General features: G+C 27.0%; 25 protein-coding genes. 18 read left to right on the forward strand and 7 right to left on the reverse strand.

The window, feature by feature from the left end; all coding sequences use genetic code 11:
• The 4 genes from KJQ99_RS02355 to KJQ99_RS02370 all read right to left on the reverse strand — a co-directional run.
• Positions 1-464: hypothetical protein (locus KJQ99_RS02355; protein ID WP_214149880.1), on the reverse strand; the 464-nt coding region annotated here is incomplete at its 3' end.
• On the reverse strand, positions 454-1017 hold the full coding sequence (locus KJQ99_RS02360; protein WP_214120267.1) for a recombination protein RecR: 564 nt from the start codon (positions 1015-1017) through the stop codon (positions 454-456). The genes KJQ99_RS02355 and KJQ99_RS02360, both read right to left, overlap by 11 nt.
• Complete coding sequence (locus KJQ99_RS02365; protein WP_214116929.1) at positions 1014-2234, reverse strand: ArsS family sensor histidine kinase; 1221 nt, start codon at positions 2232-2234, stop codon at positions 1014-1016. The genes KJQ99_RS02360 and KJQ99_RS02365 overlap by 4 nt, the downstream gene beginning before the upstream one ends.
• Positions 2234-2905, reverse strand: coding sequence for a response regulator transcription factor (locus KJQ99_RS02370; RefSeq protein WP_214116928.1), 672 nt, complete (start codon positions 2903-2905; stop codon positions 2234-2236). The genes KJQ99_RS02365 and KJQ99_RS02370 overlap by 1 nt, the downstream gene beginning before the upstream one ends.
• Positions 2906-2983: 78 nt before the next feature.
• On the opposite strand from KJQ99_RS02370, the gene dnaJ reads away from it, so the two are divergent.
• A complete protein-coding gene (gene dnaJ, locus KJQ99_RS02375) occupies positions 2984-4075 on the forward strand; it encodes a molecular chaperone DnaJ (RefSeq protein ID WP_214116926.1) in 1092 nt (363 codons plus the stop codon).
• Positions 4076-4126: 51 nt separating this feature from the next.
• Here the strand turns inward: dnaJ and miaA are convergent, their stop codons facing one another.
• Positions 4127-4996, reverse strand: coding sequence for a tRNA (adenosine(37)-N6)-dimethylallyltransferase MiaA (gene miaA, locus KJQ99_RS02380; protein ID WP_214149881.1), 870 nt, complete (start codon positions 4994-4996; stop codon positions 4127-4129).
• Between the two features lie 56 nt (positions 4997-5052).
• On the opposite strand from miaA, the gene KJQ99_RS02385 reads away from it, so the two are divergent.
• The 17 genes from KJQ99_RS02385 to KJQ99_RS02465 all read left to right on the forward strand — a co-directional run bounded on the left by KJQ99_RS02385 (position 5053) and on the right by KJQ99_RS02465 (position 17689).
• Positions 5053-5916, forward strand: coding sequence for a UbiA-like polyprenyltransferase (locus tag KJQ99_RS02385; protein ID WP_214149882.1), 864 nt, complete (start codon positions 5053-5055; stop codon positions 5914-5916).
• On the forward strand, positions 5916-6404 hold the full coding sequence (locus KJQ99_RS02390; protein ID WP_214116920.1) for a hypothetical protein: 489 nt from the start codon (positions 5916-5918) through the stop codon (positions 6402-6404). The genes KJQ99_RS02385 and KJQ99_RS02390 overlap by 1 nt, the downstream gene beginning before the upstream one ends.
• Positions 6394-6906 (forward strand): helix-turn-helix domain-containing protein, encoded by a 513-nt coding sequence (locus KJQ99_RS02395; RefSeq protein ID WP_214116919.1) that lies wholly within the window; start codon positions 6394-6396, stop codon positions 6904-6906. The genes KJQ99_RS02390 and KJQ99_RS02395 overlap by 11 nt, the downstream gene beginning before the upstream one ends.
• Before the next feature lie 9 nt (positions 6907-6915).
• The gene (gene moaA / locus KJQ99_RS02400; protein ID WP_214149883.1) at positions 6916-7884 is read left to right on the forward strand and encodes a GTP 3',8-cyclase MoaA; all 969 of its coding nucleotides are present in this window, start codon (positions 6916-6918) and stop codon (positions 7882-7884) included.
• The gene (locus tag KJQ99_RS02405; protein WP_214149884.1) at positions 7884-8615 is read left to right on the forward strand and encodes a 7-carboxy-7-deazaguanine synthase QueE; all 732 of its coding nucleotides are present in this window, start codon (positions 7884-7886) and stop codon (positions 8613-8615) included. Before moaA ends, KJQ99_RS02405 begins: the two co-directional genes overlap by 1 nt.
• On the forward strand, positions 8612-9190 hold the full coding sequence (locus tag KJQ99_RS02410) for a 6-pyruvoyl trahydropterin synthase family protein (protein ID WP_214149885.1): 579 nt from the start codon (positions 8612-8614) through the stop codon (positions 9188-9190). Before KJQ99_RS02405 ends, KJQ99_RS02410 begins: the two co-directional genes overlap by 4 nt.
• Entirely contained in the window at positions 9190-9576 is a 387-nt protein-coding gene (locus KJQ99_RS02415) for a hypothetical protein (RefSeq protein ID WP_214116910.1), read from the forward strand. Before KJQ99_RS02410 ends, KJQ99_RS02415 begins: the two co-directional genes overlap by 1 nt.
• Before the next feature lie 12 nt (positions 9577-9588).
• A complete protein-coding gene (locus KJQ99_RS02420) occupies positions 9589-9978 on the forward strand; it encodes a hypothetical protein (protein WP_214116907.1) in 390 nt (129 codons plus the stop codon).
• A complete protein-coding gene (locus KJQ99_RS02425; protein ID WP_214149886.1) occupies positions 9962-10621 on the forward strand; it encodes a 16S rRNA (uracil(1498)-N(3))-methyltransferase in 660 nt (219 codons plus the stop codon). Before KJQ99_RS02420 ends, KJQ99_RS02425 begins: the two co-directional genes overlap by 17 nt.
• A gap of 57 nt (positions 10622-10678) precedes the next feature.
• Positions 10679-10879: a 50S ribosomal protein L31 gene (rpmE, locus tag KJQ99_RS02430; protein WP_214116903.1), complete on the forward strand. Its 201-nt coding sequence runs from the start codon at positions 10679-10681 to the stop codon at positions 10877-10879.
• Positions 10879-11691 carry a 16S rRNA (cytidine(1402)-2'-O)-methyltransferase gene (rsmI, locus tag KJQ99_RS02435; RefSeq protein ID WP_214149887.1) on the forward strand — a complete coding sequence of 271 codons (813 nt, stop codon included), beginning with the start codon at positions 10879-10881 and terminating at the stop codon, positions 11689-11691. The genes rpmE and rsmI overlap by 1 nt, the downstream gene beginning before the upstream one ends.
• A complete protein-coding gene (locus tag KJQ99_RS02440) occupies positions 11688-12374 on the forward strand; it encodes a TrmH family RNA methyltransferase (RefSeq protein ID WP_214116899.1) in 687 nt (228 codons plus the stop codon). The genes rsmI and KJQ99_RS02440 overlap by 4 nt, the downstream gene beginning before the upstream one ends.
• Positions 12367-13392: an MICOS complex subunit MIC60 gene (locus KJQ99_RS02445; RefSeq protein ID WP_214149888.1), complete on the forward strand. Its 1026-nt coding sequence runs from the start codon at positions 12367-12369 to the stop codon at positions 13390-13392. Before KJQ99_RS02440 ends, KJQ99_RS02445 begins: the two co-directional genes overlap by 8 nt.
• Entirely contained in the window at positions 13392-14186 is a 795-nt protein-coding gene (locus KJQ99_RS02450; RefSeq protein WP_214119801.1) for a hypothetical protein, read from the forward strand. The genes KJQ99_RS02445 and KJQ99_RS02450 overlap by 1 nt, the downstream gene beginning before the upstream one ends.
• Positions 14186-15430: a homoserine dehydrogenase gene (locus KJQ99_RS02455; protein ID WP_214116893.1), complete on the forward strand. Its 1245-nt coding sequence runs from the start codon at positions 14186-14188 to the stop codon at positions 15428-15430. Before KJQ99_RS02450 ends, KJQ99_RS02455 begins: the two co-directional genes overlap by 1 nt.
• Before the next feature lie 94 nt (positions 15431-15524).
• The gene (locus tag KJQ99_RS02460) at positions 15525-16721 is read left to right on the forward strand and encodes a NifS family cysteine desulfurase (protein ID WP_214116891.1); all 1197 of its coding nucleotides are present in this window, start codon (positions 15525-15527) and stop codon (positions 16719-16721) included.
• Positions 16721-17689: an iron-sulfur cluster assembly scaffold protein gene (locus tag KJQ99_RS02465; protein WP_214116889.1), complete on the forward strand. Its 969-nt coding sequence runs from the start codon at positions 16721-16723 to the stop codon at positions 17687-17689. The genes KJQ99_RS02460 and KJQ99_RS02465 overlap by 1 nt, the downstream gene beginning before the upstream one ends.
• A 457-nt stretch (positions 17690-18146) precedes the next feature.
• On the opposite strand, the gene KJQ99_RS02470 is transcribed toward KJQ99_RS02465, so the two are convergent.
• Positions 18147-18650: a MotE family protein gene (locus KJQ99_RS02470; protein WP_214116887.1), complete on the reverse strand. Its 504-nt coding sequence runs from the start codon at positions 18648-18650 to the stop codon at positions 18147-18149.
• Positions 18647-19537 (reverse strand): DMT family transporter, encoded by an 891-nt coding sequence (locus tag KJQ99_RS02475; RefSeq protein WP_214149889.1) that lies wholly within the window; start codon positions 19535-19537, stop codon positions 18647-18649. The genes KJQ99_RS02470 and KJQ99_RS02475 overlap by 4 nt, the downstream gene beginning before the upstream one ends.
• Between the last annotated feature and the right edge of the window lie 77 nt (positions 19538-19614).

Raw genomic sequence — 19614 nt, forward strand, 5'->3', positions numbered from 1 at the left:
GTTATTATATGTCTTATTGAGTAGTTAGTCCAAAAAATATTAGCTTTCGTATATCCTTCATCTTTTATTTTTGCTAGCAGTTCTTTTATATAAAATTTATTATTTGTGTCTTTTTCTAAAAAAATATTTTGATGCTCATAGTCCTTAGAATAATGAGCTATATAAAATCCTAACTCATTAAAAGCATAGGCTTTTTCTTGATAATTATCAAAATTAATCGTATTAATTTCTTTTTTGATTAGATTAATTTTTTCTTTATAATTTAAAGAATTTGGAAGATTTTTTGCATAATTATCTATTTTATCTACTATTGCTTTTGCTTGTTTTGCGATGATATTTTTAGTGCCTTCATTGTCTTTTAGCTGATAGTTTTTATCAAGTGTAATATAAACATCTATGCTATTTAATATTACGCTAATACAGGCTAATAATGAAAATAATATAATAGTTTTTTTACCCATCAATACTTACCCTATTTAAAATTGCACTACTTAAAGAGTGAATATCAATATCTTGAATTTTAATACCATTTGGAACGCCTTGAGCGATTTTGCTTACTTTTACATTGTAGTGTTTAAAATAATCTTCTAAATAAAAGCACACCGTATCCGTGCTAACGCTTGGTGTGTAGGCTAAAACCAGTTCTATTGTATTGTATTTGCAAATCATTTTTTCTAATTTTTTTAAATAGTATTCATTGGTTTTTGAAAGTATAAAATATCTACCTTCATATACTTTACATTCATCTATAAAAAATACATCTTTTGGGCTTTCTACTAAGCAAATTGTATTATCTAATTCATCATTTATGCAATAATCACAAAGTTCATTTTCACTTAAGCAACCACAAATAGAACATTCTTTTATATTTTTTTTAGCATTCTCTAAAGAATTCATTAGTTCTTCTAATAAATTTTTATTTTCATAACACAAATAATAAGCCATTTTTAAAGAAGTTTTTTTGCCAATTCCTTGAATTTTTCCTATGCTTTTGCATAAATTATCAAAATGTATCACAATATAATCCTAAAGTTATGATAGCCATCATCGTAAAAATATTTAAGCTCAAATCCTTGAGTATCACAAATATATTTTATTAAATAAAGTCCTAATCCAAATCCACTTTGCTCTGCATTACCCCTTGCAAATGGTTTAAAATACTCTTCTGTATTAAAGTCTTTTTCTTCTCCTATGTTTTTTACATTAATATAGTCTTTTTGAAATTCAATTATACACTTATGGTTGCTTGAGTATTTAATAGCATTATCTAATAGATTTTTAATTAATATTATAAACAAAGCTCCATCTACTATTATTGTTCTATCTTCGTTCATTTTTACATCAATAATTTGTAAATTATCTAAATATAAAGCACTGATTGATTGCTCTAATAAATATGAATACGAATATTCTTTTAAGACTACTTCATGGTTTTTAGATAATATTTCTTCTACTTGCTTAAATTCATTTACTAAAGCATTCATACCTTTAAATACACTTATTAAGATTTTTTTATTTTTTTCACTTTCTGGCATAGTTGCCGCAAACATTCCTTTAGCAATAGGTGTTTTTAACTCGTGCATAATTGCTCTTAAAAAAAATCTTCTTGCCAATACTAATTCATTATTTTTTTTAGTAGCTTTATTAAATTCTTTAGTTAATAATCCTATTTCATCATTTTTATAATAAGAAAAATTGCTATTTTTTCCATTTGATAAATCCCTAATATGTCTTGTAAGACCCTTTAATGGTTGAATTAAATTATAACAATATATTAAAGAAGCGAAAAACATCATAATAATTAATGATATTAATAATTTAATTAAACCATCATTTATATTATTATTGTGGGTGTTTTCATAAACTTTTAATGAATTATTTTTTTGATTTATGAGTTTTAAATAATATTTGTCTTTATAAACAATTCCTTGAATTAGTCCAAAATTAGTTTTATGGTCTATTGGCTTATCATTGCTTGTGCAAAGCTCACGCATAAAACGCTTGTCTGTGATTTCTTGAAAATCAATATCTTGTAAGTATTTATCAATTTCTACACCAGCACCACTAGCATACAATTTATTAATAGCTAATATTGCAAAATAAAGCCTACTTATACTTTCAGCTCTTAAAGCCTTATTGGAGTATTGAGTTATTTGTATAATAGCTGTAATAGTAAGTATAATGCTAATAGCAAAAACTGCTATTAGCTTACTAAGAATAGAGTGTAACAGCATTAGCCAAGAAGCTTATAACCAATACCACGAACAGAGAATATATGTTTAGGGTCTTTTGAACTATCGCCTATCTTACTTCTTAATCTTCCTATAATTACATCTAAGCTTTTGCTATCTTTTTCTCTTAATGACCTACAGCTATTAGCTAGCTCATCTCTTGATACTGAATAGCTATGTCTTTTCACTAGATAACTTAATATATCATATTCAGCCGGTGTTAAGCTTAGTGGTTTTTTATCATAGTAAATTTCATGTTTTTCATGCTCAACTTTGAATAATGTGCTTACTTCTTCTTCAGGTGGTAGTAAGCTTTTTTTGTATCTTCTAACAAGTGATGATACCCTTGCTTGCAATTCAGTTGGCTCATAAGGTTTTGGTAAATAATCATCAGCCCCTAATCCAAGTCCTAAAACCTTATCACTTGTATCCCCTCTAGCACTTGAAATGATAATAGGAATATCATACTTCTTGCGAATTTCCTTGCATACTTCTAATCCATCCATTCCAGGTAGAGTTAAGTCTAAAATTAGACAATCATAATTACTAAAGTTAGCAGTTAAACCTTCAGCAGGAGTGCTGTAATTTGTAACTTTTATGTTAAACCTTGCTAAAAACTCTGTAATCAACTCAGCGAATTCCACTTCGTCTTCAATCATAATTACATTAATCATTTTTTCACCTTTATTTATTAAAGTCTTTCCATTCTAACAATAATTAATTTATAAATGATAAATTGCAAAAGGAAAAAGATGCGTGACTTTTATGAAATTCTAGGAGTTAGTAAAAATGCTAGTTCTGAAGAAATTAAAAAAGCTTATAGAAAATTGGCATTGAAATATCATCCTGATAGAAATCAAGGCGATAAAGATGCTGAAGAAAAGTTTAAAGAAATCAATGTAGCTTATGAAACCTTAAGTGATGACACTAAAAGAGCTAGATATGATAGATACGGCGAAGCTGGTCTTAATGGTGGTTCAGGTGCTGGTGGCTTTGGATTTGAAGGATTTTCAAATTTTAGTGATATTTTTAGTGATATTTTTGGTGGCTTTGGCGATAGTGACGATGAAGAAATTGATGAAGATTTATTTATTACTCTTGAATTAGGTTTTAAAGAAGCTATTTTTGGTTGTAAAAAGAAAGTTAATTATTCTTATAAAGCAAATTGTATTAAGTGTGATGGAACAGGCTCGGCAAGTAAAACTACAACTACTTGCTCAAGATGTAATGGCAAGGGCAAAATAGCTATTAGAAAAGGCTTTTTCCAAATGGTTAGCACTTGTGATGTGTGTGGCGGTAAAGGTAAAGTAGTAAAAGATAAATGTTCATCTTGTCAAGGTAGTGGAAAAGAAAATAAAAAAGAAGAATTAGAAGTAACTATTCCTGAAGGAGTTGATAACGGAGTAACTTTAAAATGTTCTAATAAAGGAAATGAGATTAATTCTAATGAGCGTTCTGATTTGTATATAAAACTTCGTGTAGCAAGAGATGATAGGTTTGTTAGAAAAGGTGATGATATTTATATAGATGTTCCAATCTTATTTACCCAAGCAGCTTTAGGTTCTACCATCATTGTGCCTACTATTAGAGGAGAAGCTAGTATTCAAATTCCATTTGGCTTAAGCGATAAACAACTTGTAAAAATTAGTGGCGAAGGTGTTAAAAACCATCATACAAGAAGAACAGGGGATCAATTTGTCCAACTTAGTATTATGTATCCAAAACATATAAATGCAGAACAAAAAGAATTATTAGAAAAATTAAATGAGAGTTTTGGTATCAAAAATGATGCTAAAGAGCAACAACACGGGATATTTGATACTATTAAATCTTGGTTTAAATAATTTTTATTTTAATTCAAATTCTTTTTAGAATTTGAATTAAAAATATTTTTATTAAAGTGAGCTTAAAATACTTTCGTATGCGTTTTGCAAATCTTCTTCGCTTTTTATATTAAAAACTTTTGCATTAAATTTTTTATTAAAAGTTCTTTGTCTTTTTGCTAGTTGTCTTGTATGAATTGTGATTAATTCTTCTAATTCATCTTTAGATATTTTTTGATTAAAACAATCAATTATTTCTTTAGCTCCAATAGAGTTTAATGCTTTTGTATCACCATAAATCTTATATAAATTTATAACTTCATCATAAGCATTTAAGCTAAGCATTTGTTTAGTCCTTAGCCTAATTCTTTCGTTTAAAATATCTTTATCCCATAAAATATCGTATATTTTAAGCTCTTTAATAAGTGCTTCTTGAGTATTTGCTTTTAGCCAAAGGCTAGGAATTTCATTTGTGCTTTTATAAATGCTATACCATTTATTTAGCCTATAAGTATCATTTGCTGATATGTTTGAGTTTTTATCAATTTTTAGCATTAGATTATAGATTTCATCAAGGCTTAAATTATGATTAATATCATTAATTTTAGGGCTTAATCCATCAAGCATTGCTTTTAGATAAAATCCACTTCCACCTGTTATGATTAGATTTTTTTCATTATTTTTTGCAAATTCTAAAGCCTTTTTGTATTCATCAAAATAAAGCCCTACATTATAATTTTCATTTACGCTAATTAGATTTATTCCAAAGTATTTAATCTCTTCTAGCATTTGATTATCTGGCTTGGCATTTATAATATTTAATTCTTTATAAAGACATAAACTATCAAGGCTTAAAATTATAGAATTTGAAGCTTTAGCAAGTTTATGAGCTAGGTTTGTTTTGCCACTTGCAGTTGTTCCTATGAGAGCAATTTTTTTCATCTTTATCCTTAAATCTTAATTAAAATATTATAAACTAGATTAAAAACGGAAGAGTTATGAATAAATTAAAAAACATTTTAGAATTAATCGTATTTAAGCATAGTATTTTTGCTTTACCTTTCTTAATTATTTCAATGCTTGCTGCTATAAAATTATATGAATTAAGTTTATCATCAATTTGGCTTAATTTTATCTTAGCTATTTTTTGTGCTGTTTGTGCTAGAAATTACGCAATGGCACTTAATAGATTACTTGATGCTGATATTGATATATTAAACGAAAGGACAAAAAATCGTCCTAGTGTAGATGGTAGAGTAGGGCGTGGGAATTTGCTTTTATTTATAATCGCAAATGCTGTAATTTTCGTGCTTTTAGCGTATTTTATAAATACTACTTGCTTTTATCTTAGCTTTTTTGCCTTAGCTTTACTTGGTTCTTATTCTTTATTTAAGAGATTTTCTTATTTAGCTCATATTATTTTAGGCTTATCTTTAGGATTTGCTTGTGTAGCAGGTGAAATTGTGCTTACAAATTCTATTAGTGCTTATTCTATTGCTTTATGTTTTGCGGTTTGTTTTTGGACTGCTGGGTTTGATTGTTTGTATGCTTTGCAAGATTTAGAATTTGATAAAGCAAATAATTTATTTTCTATACCATCTTGTTTTGGTAAAACGGCTACTTTATTTATAGCTGCGATTTTTCATTTGATTGCATTTTTGTTTTGGTTTGTTTTTTTAATTAGTGTAAATGCTGGATTTTATGGATTTTTAGGATTATTAATAGTAGGAATTTTATTAATAATAGAGCATTTTATAGTGAGAAAAAATACAGAAAAAATAGAAAGAGCTTTTTTTGATATAAACGCTATTGTTAGCATAGTGTTTTTGATATTTTTTATAATAGATTTAAAGGTTGGCTAATGATTATGTATGAAGCAAGATTTAGGATTGATTATCAAGAATGTGAAGAATTAGAAGATAGATTTTTACAAGAATATAATGCTATTAATTATCATAAATCTTTACAAGATTATAGGCACAGAGCTAGTAAAATGGATATGTATCCTGAAGATAAATTGTTTTTTGAAATGCTTTGTGATATTAAAAAAGATTTATTAGAAATTAAAAATCTTAAAAAAGATGAATTTATAAAATTAGATAATAGCACTTATTCAAATTCAATAAATTATGAATATATTCGTGTTGAAGATAGTTTAAAACCTAATCAAACATATTATGCAAGGCTTGTTTTAGTTGATAGAACTATATCTTGTTTTGTTAGTGCAATTGATGAGCATACTTTTAAAATCACTCAAATTAAAAGATATGATACAGAAGGGCTTAATTTATTTGTAGCTGATATTCAAAGGAATTTAATTAATATTAAAAAGGAAAAAAATGGGGATTGATTTATTAATTTATATTGTATTTATAATTTTTATAGTTTTATTATTTGTTTATGTAAGACTTAGTTTTAGAGATTTAAATGATAAATTAGATGGGGTTTTAAAGGCTATTGATGAGAATTATAAATCTATTCATAGACTTGAAAAAGATGTAGAAAAATTAAAACTAGCAGAGATAAATAACGCTAAACAAAATGATTTTAATGATAATATTATGCAAAATTGTGAGTTTTTAATACATTCAATTATTGATGAAAGAATTAATGAGCTAAATAGTGATTTAGGTATTATTCAAGAAAGTATTCAAGAAGTTACAAAAAACCAAGATAGTAGAATTGCAAATTTAGAACTTGCAAACGAGCCAATCACTAGGCTAAGTCCTAATGAAGACGCTGAAAGAATGCAGATTTTAAAACTTTTTGGAGATGGTAAAAGTGTAGAAGAAATAGCATTACTTCTAAACAAAAGCCCACAAGCAATTAATATTATTTTAAAAAGTTTATAAGGACTAAAAATGTTAATTGATTCGTATGGAAGAAGGATAAATTATTTAAGAATTTCGCTTACTCAAAGATGTAATTTCCGTTGTCTTTATTGTATGCCAAAAGTTCCTTTTAATTGGGTTCCTAAAGAAAATTTATTAAGCTATGAAGAATTATTTTTATTTGCAAAATTATGTATGGATAAGGGTGTAGATAAAATCCGTTTAACTGGTGGAGAACCACTTGTAAGAGCTGATTTGGATAAATTCATAAAAATGCTAATTGATTATAAGAGCGATTTGGATTTAGCACTTACAACTAATGGATTTTTATTAAAAGAACAAGCGGCAAAATTAAAAGCAGCAGGACTTGTAAGAATAAATGTATCTCTTGATACTTTAGTGCCACAAAGAGCAAAATTAATCTCTCAAAAAGATATTTTAAAAGAAGTTTTAGAAGGTATAGAAGAAGCCTTAAAAGTAGGGTTAAAAGTAAAGATTAATTGCGTTCCTTTAAAGGGTATTAATGAAGATGAATTAATTGATTTGATTATGTTTTGCAAAGAAAAAAATATTCAAATAAGATTTATTGAATTTATGGAAAACGAACACGCTTACGGACAATTATGTGGATTAAGAGAAGCTGAAATATTAGATAAAATCAAGCAAAGATTTAGCATAAATGCACTTGAGAAAGAGCCAAATTCTCCTGCTAGTTTATATAAAATTGATGAGTTAGATTATGTGTTTGGTGTGATTAATCCACACAAGCACGATTTTTGTGATAGCTGCAATCGTTTAAGACTTAGTGCGGAAGGATTTTTGATACCTTGCCTTTATTTTGATGAAGCTATGAGTATTAAAAAGGCTTTAAGAAATAAAGATATTAATAAGGCTTTAGAGATTTTAAATACGGTTTTAGAAAACAAACCTGAGAAAAATAAGTGGAGCGAAGAAGATAATAAAAGCTCTGCTAGGTCGTTTTCACAAACGGGTGGATGATGAAATTAGTTGAAGAATTTTTAAGTATTCAAGGCGAAGGGATATTTGCAGGAAGGCTTGCTTATTTTATCCGTTTTGCAGGGTGCAATTTCTCTTGCTATGGATTTGGAGTTGTTAAGAGCAAAAATAATAAAACATTAATTGGTTGCGATACTTTAAGAGCTGTTTATACTAATGAATTTAGCGATGAGTATAAGGAATTTAAATTAGAAAATATAATTAATAAATTAAACTCATTTAGCTATAAACCTATGATAGTAATTACTGGTGGAGAGCCTTTAATTCATCAAGAAAATCCTAAATTTATAGAGCTTTTAGAATATTTGGTAAAAAATGAATATTTAGTGCAGTTTGAGACTAATGCTAGTATTTGTTTAAAAGAATACGATTTTTATAAAAATTGTTATTTTGCAATGGGAGTAAAACTTGCAAATAGCAAAATGCCAAAGGAAAAAAGAATAAATTATGAAGCAATTAATTCAATTTTAAAGCAATCAAAACAAGCATTTTTTAAAATCGTTTTAGATAAAGCGGATTTAGAAGATAATCAAGAATTATTTGAATTAAGAAATGCTTATAAAGACGCTAATTTTTATCTAATGCCAAAGGGTGCTACTAATGATGAATTAAGAGCGAATGCTAAGAGCGTTTTAGAATTTGCTATTAAAAATGGCTTTAATTATACAGATAGGATACATATTAGAATTTATGATGATTTGGAGGGTGTATGAGAATAGGTAAATTATTTGAGTTTGAAAATGCTCATATAGTTAGGTTTTGTAGTTCAAAAAGATGTAAAACTAGCATTCACGGACATTCTTATAAATTAGAATTAATTTTATATGCAAATACTCTTGATAAAGCGGGAATGGTTTATGATTTCGGGCTTTTAAAAGGAAATATTAAGCAAATAATAGATGCTTTTGATCATAGCACTTGTATTTATAAATACGATGATTTAGAGTATGTAAATGATATTAAAAAGCATTCAGCTAGGTGGGTTGAACTACCTTGTAATATCAGTGCAGAAAATCTTAGCATAGTGTTTTTTATATTAATTTCTAAGATTTTACAAAATTCAAAAATGCATAATGATGAGAATGTAAGAGTAGATAAAATCAGACTAAATGAGACTAGAACAGGCTGGGCTGAATGTGAATACGATGATGCTTTTTATAATGATGAGCCTAGAATTAATTTAAATGAAATAACTTTTTCTAAGGCAATTTTAGAAGATTTTAGTGATATAAATTTATTTGAAAAAATTAAAAATAATGAGATTTTTATAAATCCAAAGGAAGTTTAATGAGTATTATTGGCATTCATATGTTTTTTGTGTATTGCTTGGTAGCTTTAGAATTTTCTTATTTGTTTATTTCTCAATGTTGTAAGGATATTAATAAATTTATTTCAAGAATTTCAATTATTAGTCCAATACAAATTATAGCCTTAGTTTTGGTGTTATTAAGTGGTATGTTTATTGAAGCTACTAAGGCATTTTTTAATTTTAAGATTTTTTTATTTTTAAGTTGGATTTTGATTTTTTATCTTAGCATTAGGCAATTTATCATATTTAATAAGATGAAAAAGGCGAAAAAAGAATTTAATTTTAAATTATTCAGTATTGCTTTTGAGATATTAAAAATATTTTTAATCATATTTGCTGGTGTTACAAATTCTTTATTATTTTAATCGGAGTTTTTAATGAGTGATTTTATAAGTGTGCATTTGTTTTTTGTATATATTTTAATAATTTTAGAACTTTTATATTTTGTTTTTTCACAATATTTAAAGGACATTCATAAATATATTTTTAGAATTAGAGTGCTTTTGCCTGCTTATTATACGATAATTGTTTGTGTGTTTTTTACAGGCATTATTATTGAAGCTATGAAAGGCTTTAATGATTTTAGATTTTTAATGCTATTTGCTGTTATTTTAATTTTAGGAATTTCTATATTTCAATTTATTAAATTTAAAAAATATAGAAAAAGCAAAGAATATTTAAAATTTAAAAAATTAAGTTTATTTTTAGAGCTTATAAAATTATTTGCTATTTTAATTGCAGGATTTAACAATGTTTTACTATTTTAATGATTTAGCAGGTAGTGAAGAAATTGTTTTAGATAGTGAATTAGTATCTCATTTTAAAGCTAGACGAGAACAAATAGGAAATATAGTAAATATCAGTAGATTAGATGGGTTTTTGTATAAATATGAAATAATATTTATGCAAAGAAATAAAATCATTTTAAAAATGCTAGAACAATGTGAATTTAAAGCAAATAAAAGTGGTGTAAAAATTGCACTTGCTATGATAGAAACTGATAGTATTTTTGAAATTACACCTTATTTAAACGAATTAGGATTAGAAGAATTATTTTTAGTTTATACAGATTTTTCTCAAAAATCTTATAAATTTGATGATAAAAAACTAGCTAAACTTGAAAAGATTTTGCATAATTCAAGCTCACAATGTGCTAGGGCTGATATTTTAAAAATCACAATTTTAAATAATTTAGCCGAACTTAAAAAACTTTATAATGATTTTGTTTTAATTGATTTTAATAAAAATGATTTATGCGAGTTTAATAAAGATTGTTTATATGTAATTGGTCCTGAAGGTGGTTTTAGTGAAAAAGAAAGGAATTTATTTAAAACTCAAGGTTTAAAAATTACAAATATTTTAAAAGCAAAAACAGCCATTATAAGCATAAGTTCAAAAATTTTAATGTAGATTTAATGTAATTTAAGATACAATCACAGCTTTATTTATGCCAAAAAGGAAAATATTATGAAAAAAGACATTCATCCAGATTATAAAAAATGCACTGTAACTTGTGCTTGTGGAAATACTTTTGTAACTAAATCAAATAAAGAAGAATTAAGAGTAGATATATGCTCAAGTTGTCATCCATTTTTCACAGGAAGTGAAAAAATCGTAGATGCTGCAGGTAGAGTTGAGAAGTTTAAGAAAAAATATTCAATGCAATAATGCTTTATTTCGTTCCTACACCAATAGGAAATCTAAGCGATATTTCATATCGTGCTTTAGAAGTCTTACAAGTTTGCGAGTTAATTTTTTGTGAAGATGTGCGAGTTTGTAAGGCTTTACTTAATTTATTAAGTAGTAAATATAATATAGAATTTAATATAAATAATTTCATATCACTACATTCACACAATGAAAAAGATTTTGATTTTTCTAAAATTGATTTTTCTAAAAATATAGCTTATTTGAGTGATGCAGGTATGCCTTGCATAAGCGATCCTGGAATTTCACTAGTAAACTATGCTCAAGAAAATGATATAAAATATAGTGTTTTGCCTGGTGCAAATGCTGCTATTACTGCGCTTGTTGCAAGTGGGTTTTCTGATAAGGAATTTATATTTTTAGGATTTTTAAATATCAAAAAAAATCGTCAAGCTCAAATAGAAAATGCTCTAAACCAAAGCTATCCAACTATTATATATGAAGCTCCTACAAGGATTTTGGATTTAGTATTAGATATTGCAAAAATTGATGAAGATAAAGAATTATTTTTAATTAAAGAAATATCAAAAATGTATGAAAAAACATACAAAAATACTGCTAAAAATCTAGCAAATATTTTAAAAAATGAGAATTTAAAAGGCGAATGGGTAGTAGTTATAAATAATGAAAATTCTATTTCAAATTCTAATATAAATTCTCAAGATATTTTAAATCTTAATATAAGTTTAAAAGATAAAGCGAAATTATTGAGTAAATTAAATGGGCTTAGCCCAAAACAAAATTATGAAAATTTATTAAAGAGTGAAAAATGATAATTTACGGCAAACAAGTGCTAATGCACTATATTACAAAACATCCTGAAAAAATAGAAGAAATATATTTAGCAAAAGATTTAGATAAAGATAGCTTTAGACAAATTACAAAATTAGGCAAAAAAATCCATAAGTTAGATTTTATTAAAGCTCAAGCAATGGCAAAGGGTGGAAATCATCAAGGCTATTTAGCAAAAGTTAGCGAATACGAATTAGCAAATATAAATGAGTTTAAAAAATTTGAAAAAATTGTTTTATTGCACGAATTAAGCGATGTTGGAAATATAGGTTCAATTGCTAGAAGTGCTTATGCTTTAGGGTTTGATGGGATTATTCATTCAGGAAATAATATTAATATAGAAGCAGTTATGCGTTCTAGTGCTGGTGCTTTACTTGAATTAAAATTAGCATTTACTAAGGATATTTTAAGCTTGGTTAATGAATTTAAGCAAGTTGGTTTTAGCTTTTATGCTGCAAATAATTCAGAAAATGCTAAAGAGCATAATAAAATAAAATATGCTACAAAATCGGTTTTAGTTATGGGTAGCGAAGGTAATGGACTTAGTTCTAAGATTATTAAATCTTGTAATGAAGAAGTAAAAATTACTATGAAAAATAATTTTGATAGCCTAAATGTTAGTAATGCTTTTGCTATTTTAGGCGATAGGATGATAAATGAATGAAGTAGATTATTTAAAAAGTTTTTCTGTTAAAGAAATAGCTTTAAAAACTCACTTAGATGAAGCTAGAATTAAAGCAATAATTAATAAAGATTATGAGAATTTAAGTAGTGTTAATATTGCAATGAATATAAAGATTTTAGAGCGTGAATATAATATTGATTTTAGCGAATGGTTAAATGAATATAATGAATATAAAAACAATCATTTTAAGGACAAAAAAAATTCTTTAAAAGTAAAACCTAAAGTAATGGGTTATAACTCTGATAAGGAATCAAATAGTAATTTAGCTTATTTTATATATCTTAGTTTAGCTACTATTATTGTAATAGCTGGGGTTTTTTATTATTTTAATTATTATGATGAAAATTCTCAAGAAGTAGTAGAAAATACCACAACTCAAGAAAAACCAATAGAAGAATTGCAAGTAAATCAGCAAGAAAATTCTACACAAACTAAAACTCAAATAGAACCTATTAAAGAAGTAAAAGAAGAAATAAAACCAGCTACTCCTTTAGTAGAGAAAAAGCTTGAAGAAGTAAAAGAAGATAAAAAGCCTGAAAATTTAGAAGAAAGTAAGATAAATACAAAAGAAGAAACAATTCAAATTCCAGCACAAGTAGAGCTTATTCCTGAAATAAAATCACAAGAGATTAAAACTCAAGAAGTTAAAGTTCAAGAAGTAAAATCTAATGAAATTAAAGAAGAAAAAGCAGAGATTATAGAACCTAAAGTAGAGATTAAAAAAGATAATAAATTATTATTAAGTCCAAATTCTAAGGTTTGGGTTAGTGTTAAGAATTTAAAAACAAAAGAAACTAAAAATTATATGATAGTAAAAAGTGCTAGTTTTACTCAAGACTCTTTAATTTTTGTTGGTAATAACTTATTCACCCTTGAATTAGATGGTTCTAAGATAGAATTACCTACCACAAATGATGCTAGATATATTTTATTTAAAGATGGAAAAGTTACTTTTTTAAGTCAAAAAGAATATACAAAATTAGATAAGGCAAAATAATGAAAAAATTAATATGTTTATTTGTATTAGCTAGTTTTTCATACGCTAATTCATCTTATGAAATAGCTTCAAAATTAGTAAATGACGATAGCAAAGATGCAAAGCTTAGATTATTATTTCCTAGTGGGTCTTATATGCAAGGAAATATGCCAAATATTAAAGCAATTACTCAAGTTTTAAAAATGAATTCTTTATTAACTTATGCTTATTCAAACGCTACAAATATGCAAATTAAATTTAGCGCAAAGGCAAAAGCAGGGATATTTTTAAAGGCTATTACAAAAGCTTATGAGCAAATAGGAATTAATTATTATTTAGTTAGTGAATATGTAAAAAATAATGATGAAATTAGTGTTGCTTTTACGATTAATTCAAAATTTAGTATAGACCCAGGTGCTTTATACGAAGCTTTAAAAAAGACAGGGGTATATATAATAGATGCTAGAAGAAATCAGAATGAATTTAGTTACGAACTTGATTTTAGTAGAGCAAATATACAAGCTGATTTTGAATTAAATAAAGGCGATTTATTAGAGCTTACTAAACCACTTGATGCGTATTTTATAAAAGTGAATAATATTTCTAAGCTCGTAATTGATAGAAATTTAAATAATATTTGGTATCCAAAGATTGAATTTTTAGATAAGAATTTAAATCTTATTTCAACTTATAAAAGTGAAAATAATTTTAAAGAATTAAATGTAGCAGTTCCTAAAATGTGTGCTTATATGATAGTAGGAGATGCTTTTACGCTAGAAAATATTAGATTAGGATTAAATATAAAGGGAATGTAATGAAAATAGCTTTATTAGGGTATGGAACGGTTGCTAGTGGTGTAGCAAAATTAATCAAAACAAATTCTGAATTAATTCAAAAAAGACTAGGCAAAAAATTAGAAATTTCTTTAGTTTATACAAGAGAGCATAAGGCAAATTGTCCTTATACTCAAACGAGTAATTTTGAAGATATTTTAAATAGCGATTGTGATGTAGTTTGTGAATTAATGGGTGGGACTACATTTGCTTATGAGTGCATTAAAAAAGCTCTTGAAAAAGGAAAACATGTAATAACAGCTAATAAAGCTTTACTTGCTTATTATCGTTACGATATTGAAAATATGCTAAAGCCTAATCAATATTTTGGCTATGAAGCAAGTGTTGCTGGTGGTGTGCCTATTATTAAAATTATCAAAGAAGGTTTAAGTGCGAATAAATTTAATTGTATTAAAGGTATATTAAATGGCACTTCAAATTACATTCTTACAAAAATGCAAAATGAAGGCTTAAGTTATGAAATAGCTTTAAAACAAGCTCAAGAATTAGGCTATGCAGAAGCTGATCCTACATTAGATATTAACGGAATGGACGCAGCACATAAACTAACCATTTTAGCAAGTCTTGCTTATGGAGTTAATATAAAACCTGAAGATATTTTGGTTCAAGGAATTGATAAGATTAGCAATGATGATTTTTATTTTGCTAAAGAATTTGAATTTGGAATTAAGCTTTTAGCAATTGCAAAACAAAATAATGATAAGGTAGAAATTAGAGTTCATCCAACATTAATAGATAAAAATCATATCTTAGCTAGTGTAAATAATTCTATGAATGCTATTTTACTTAATGATAATGCTTTAGGAGAGAGTTTGTATTATGGAGCAGGTGCAGGAAGTCTTGAGACTGCTAGTGCTGTTTTAAGCGATTTAATGCAAATAGCTGATAATAAAACTCGTAAAATGCTAGGATATAATGAATTACCAGTGGTATCTTTAGTATCAACTTGCGATATAACTTCTAAATATTATTTAAGATTAAGTGTAGATGATAAGATAGGTGTTTTAAACAAAATTACAAGTTTAATGAGTAATAATGAAATTAGCATAGATAGTCTAATGCAACGCCCATCAAAAAATCAATCAAGAACGATTTTTATTACAACTCATCTTGCAAATGAAGCAAAAATCAATAAATTATTGCAAGAATTACAAGTTCAAGAATTTGTAAAAGATGAAATTAATTTAATAAGAATAGAAGAATAGTAATTCATTTAATAATTTGGAATATTATTTATAAAAGATAATTTTTATCCCATTTTAAAAAATGGATAAAAAAGCTTTAGGAAAAGGAAAGGTTATGAAAGAAATTTATTTAGACAATAACGCTACTACTATGATAGACCCAAGCGTTTTTGAATTAATGAAGCCGTATTTAGAAAATATATATGGTAATCCAAATTCACTTCATCGCTATGGTCAAGCTACTCATAAAGCATTAAATGATGCTTTAAATAAACTATATAGCGGATTAGGAGCGAGTGATTTAGATGATGTGATTATTACATCTTGTGCTACTGAAAGCATAAACTGGGTTTTAAAAGGAATTTATTTTGATGAGATTTTAAATAAAGATAAAAACGAAATCATTATAAGTGGAGTTGAACACCCAGCAGTTGGTGCAGCCTGTGCTTTTTTAGAAGCTAGATTAGGTGTTAAGGTTAAAACTTTACCTGTAAATAGCGAAGGCACTTGCAATGTTGATGATTTAAAAGCAATGATAAGCGATAAAACAGCACTTGTGAATGTTATGTGGGCAAATAATGAAACAGGAATGATTTTCCCTATTAAGGAATTAGCTCAAGTTGCACACGAGCATGGAGCTTTATTTCACACTGACGCAACCCAAGCAGTTGGTAAAATAAAAGTTGATTTTAGAAGTGCAGGAGTTGATTTTGCGTCATTTTCAGCACACAAATTTCACGGGCCAAAAGGCGTTGGTGGTCTTTATATAAAACAAGGTTTAAAACTTACTTCATTACTTCACGGCGGAGAGCATATGGGTGGTCGTAGAAGTGGGACATTAAATGTAGCTGGAATAGTTGGAATGGCAGAAGCATTAAGACTTGCTAATTTAATGCTTGATTACGAAAACTCTCATATAAGAAGATTAAGAGATAAATTAGAAGATGAGATTTTAACAATTCCTGATGTTAGTGTAGTAGGAAGTAGGGCAAATAGAGTTCCTAATACTATTTTAGCAAGTATTAAGGGTGTTGAAGGTGAAGCGATGCTATGGGATTTAAATAAGGCTGGAATTGCAGCAAGTACAGGAAGTGCTTGTGCTTCTGAAACTCTTGAGAGTAATCCTATTATGGAAGCAATAGGAGCTGAAGCTGATTTAGCTCATACGGCTTTAAGATTAAGTCTTAGTCGTTTTAATACAGAAAGTGAAATTGATTACGCAGCAGAACAAATTAAAGCAGCAGCTAAGCGTTTAAGAGCAATTTCTAGCACTTACGCTTATTCTCCAAGCTGGCTTAAAAAGGATAAATAATGGCAAAAAATAATTTAATAAGTGGTTCAATTTGGGATGAATATTCACAAAAAGTTCAAGATTTAATGAATAATCCAATTCATATGGGTGAGCTTACAGAAGAAGACGCAAAAGCTACTAATACAAGATTAATAGTTGCTGATTTTGGAGCTGAGAGTTGTGGCGATGCTGTTAGGCTTTATTGGTTAGTAGATGAAGCTACTAATATTATTAAGGACGCAAAATTTAAAAGCTTTGGCTGTGGGACTGCAATTGCTAGTAGTGATACAATGGCAGGACTTTGTATAGGTAAAAGTGTTGATGAAGCTGTAAAAATTACAAATATAGATGTGGAATTTGCAATGCGTGATAATCCTGATACTCCTGCAGTTCCACCTCAAAAAATGCACTGCAGTGTAATGGCGTATGATGTTATAAAAGCTGCAGCAGCTCAATATAAAGGTATTAACCCTGAAGATTTTGAAGATGAGATTATAGTTTGTGAATGTGCTAGAGTAAGCCTAAAAACTATTAAAGAAGTAATAAAATTAAATGATTTAAAATCAGTTGAGCAAATTACTCAATATACTAAAGCAGGTGGCTTTTGCAAATCTTGTGTAAGACCTGGTGGTCATGAAAAAAGAGAGTATTATTTGGTTGATATATTGGCTGAAACTAGAGCTGAAATGGATAAAGAACGCTTGAAAAAAGCTAATTTAAGTGATAATTTTGATGATTTAACCGTTGTAAAACAAATTAAAGCAGTTGAAGAATTATTAGATACTGAAATTCGCCCAATGCTACATATGGATGGTGGAGATTTAGAAGTAATTGATATTCAAAAAAGTAGCGATGGAATGTGCGATTTATACATTAGATATTTAGGCGCATGTAGTGGCTGTTCTAGTGGAAGCACTGGGACATTATATGCTATTGAAAATATTCTTCAAGAAAATCTTAGTCCAAACATTAGAGTAATTCCAGTGTGATTACAAAATAGGAAATATTTTTATTTCCTATTTTAATTTTTCTTATTACATATCACTTATAATATTGCTAAAGAATTTAAAATCAAATAGAGTGTGCGTTGCACGCAAAATATAGTGAATTTTTTAAAATTGCTTGATGATAAAAGTTACTTAAAGCTTTAGTTATAGGGTTTTAAATAATTTTTAAAAGTATAAAAACTAATATATAAATAACACATATAATTTTTATAAAACTTCATAAAACGCACGAAATTAAATTAGCGTTGAAAGTAATTTAAGGTTTTAACTAAATAAACTTAAAAAAATATTTTATAAAAACTTTTTATAACTCTAATACAACGAAGTTTTAAATTAATTTTTAAAAATAATCTTAATTAAAACCTATAGGCTAAATCTAATATCATATTTAATTATTAAACAAAAAATATTAGATAAACCAAATTTATAAGAAAATAGATTAATTTTGTAATTTATTTTCACTTAATAATCTTGTTAATTCTCCTGCTTTTGCTGGGGTCATTTTTGCTAGTATTGATGATATTTTTTTAGCTTCAAGACTTAAAAATATTTTTATAACTTCTTTTTCATCCATTGTTTCTAAAATAGCCGCCGCCGCCGCATCTTTCATCTTAGCATAGGCATTTGATACTTTATTTATTTTATTTTCTGTAATTTCATTTTTTAATTGTCTAATTTCGGCTAAAATTTTTGCATTATTGTTTCTAATTTCATCTAATTTATCTTGTTCTTTTTTTATCTCTTCTAACATTGCTAAGTTTTTTTCTTCTTTTTCTTTTTGAATAGCTAAAAAGGCAGCCTTATAGCTTTCTAATGCTTGTTTTGCTTCGTCTAATTCTTCTATCTTTCTATCCATTTGTATTTGTTGGCTAGCAAAATAAGCGCTGCAATCTTGTGCGTAAGTAAAAGAGATTAAACTCATAAGAATTAATAATTTTTTCAAGATTTTTCCTTTTTTAACATTGTTATTAAAATACCAATCATAATTAAAGCAAATCCAATTATTTGAACGATTAATAAGCTTGTCCCTAACCATAAATATCCAATAATTGCAGCAGCTAATGGTTCGTTTGATGATATTAGACTAGCTTTACTTGCTCCTATTTCTTGCAAACCAACCATAAAAAAACCAAAAGCCATAGTAGTTCCAACTACAATTACTCCTAACATAGCAAGTATTAATTCTAAATCAATTTGCACTTCAAATTCCCAAATCTTTTGATATAGACAAAAAGCAATTCCTGCAATAAGCATAGCAAAACCTAAATTAGGCAAAGGAGAATAAATCATATTAATTTTTCTAGGAATAATTGCATAACAAACTGCTCCAATTGATGATAAAAAGCATATAATTAAAGCCTTAGTAGAGATTACAAATTTATTAAAATCACCATTAGTTGATAGCAAAAAAGCTCCACATAACACACAAATTAAAGCTAGAATTTCATATATGTTAGGAAATCTTTTTTGTTCAAAACATACGATTAGCACTATAAAAACAGGGGCTGTATATTGAATTACGGTAGCAATTGCAGCATTGCTTAATTCAATTCCGTAAAAGTATGTATATTGACACATAAAAATGCCAAAAAATGAAAATATTAATAATGTAAATAGGTGTTTTGTGTTTTTAAAAATTAAAAAATTAATTTTGATTTTTCTTACTAAACAAAATAAAAGCATTAATATTCCAGCAAATAATAATCTTAATGGCACTAGAAAATCAGCATTTAAGCCTTTTTTTAAGAATATAAATTCTCCACAAACACCACTAAATCCCCAGCAAATTCCACCTAAAAAAACTAAAATTACCCCATAATTTTTACTCATATTAATCCTTTAAGCAATTATAGTTTAAATGCTATTTTATTTGCTTAATTTTTTAGATTAGTTAATTTATTTTATTA

This window comes from Campylobacter sp. 2018MI13 (assembly GCF_018501135.1).
Taxonomy (GTDB): Bacteria; Campylobacterota; Campylobacteria; order Campylobacterales; family Campylobacteraceae; genus Campylobacter_E.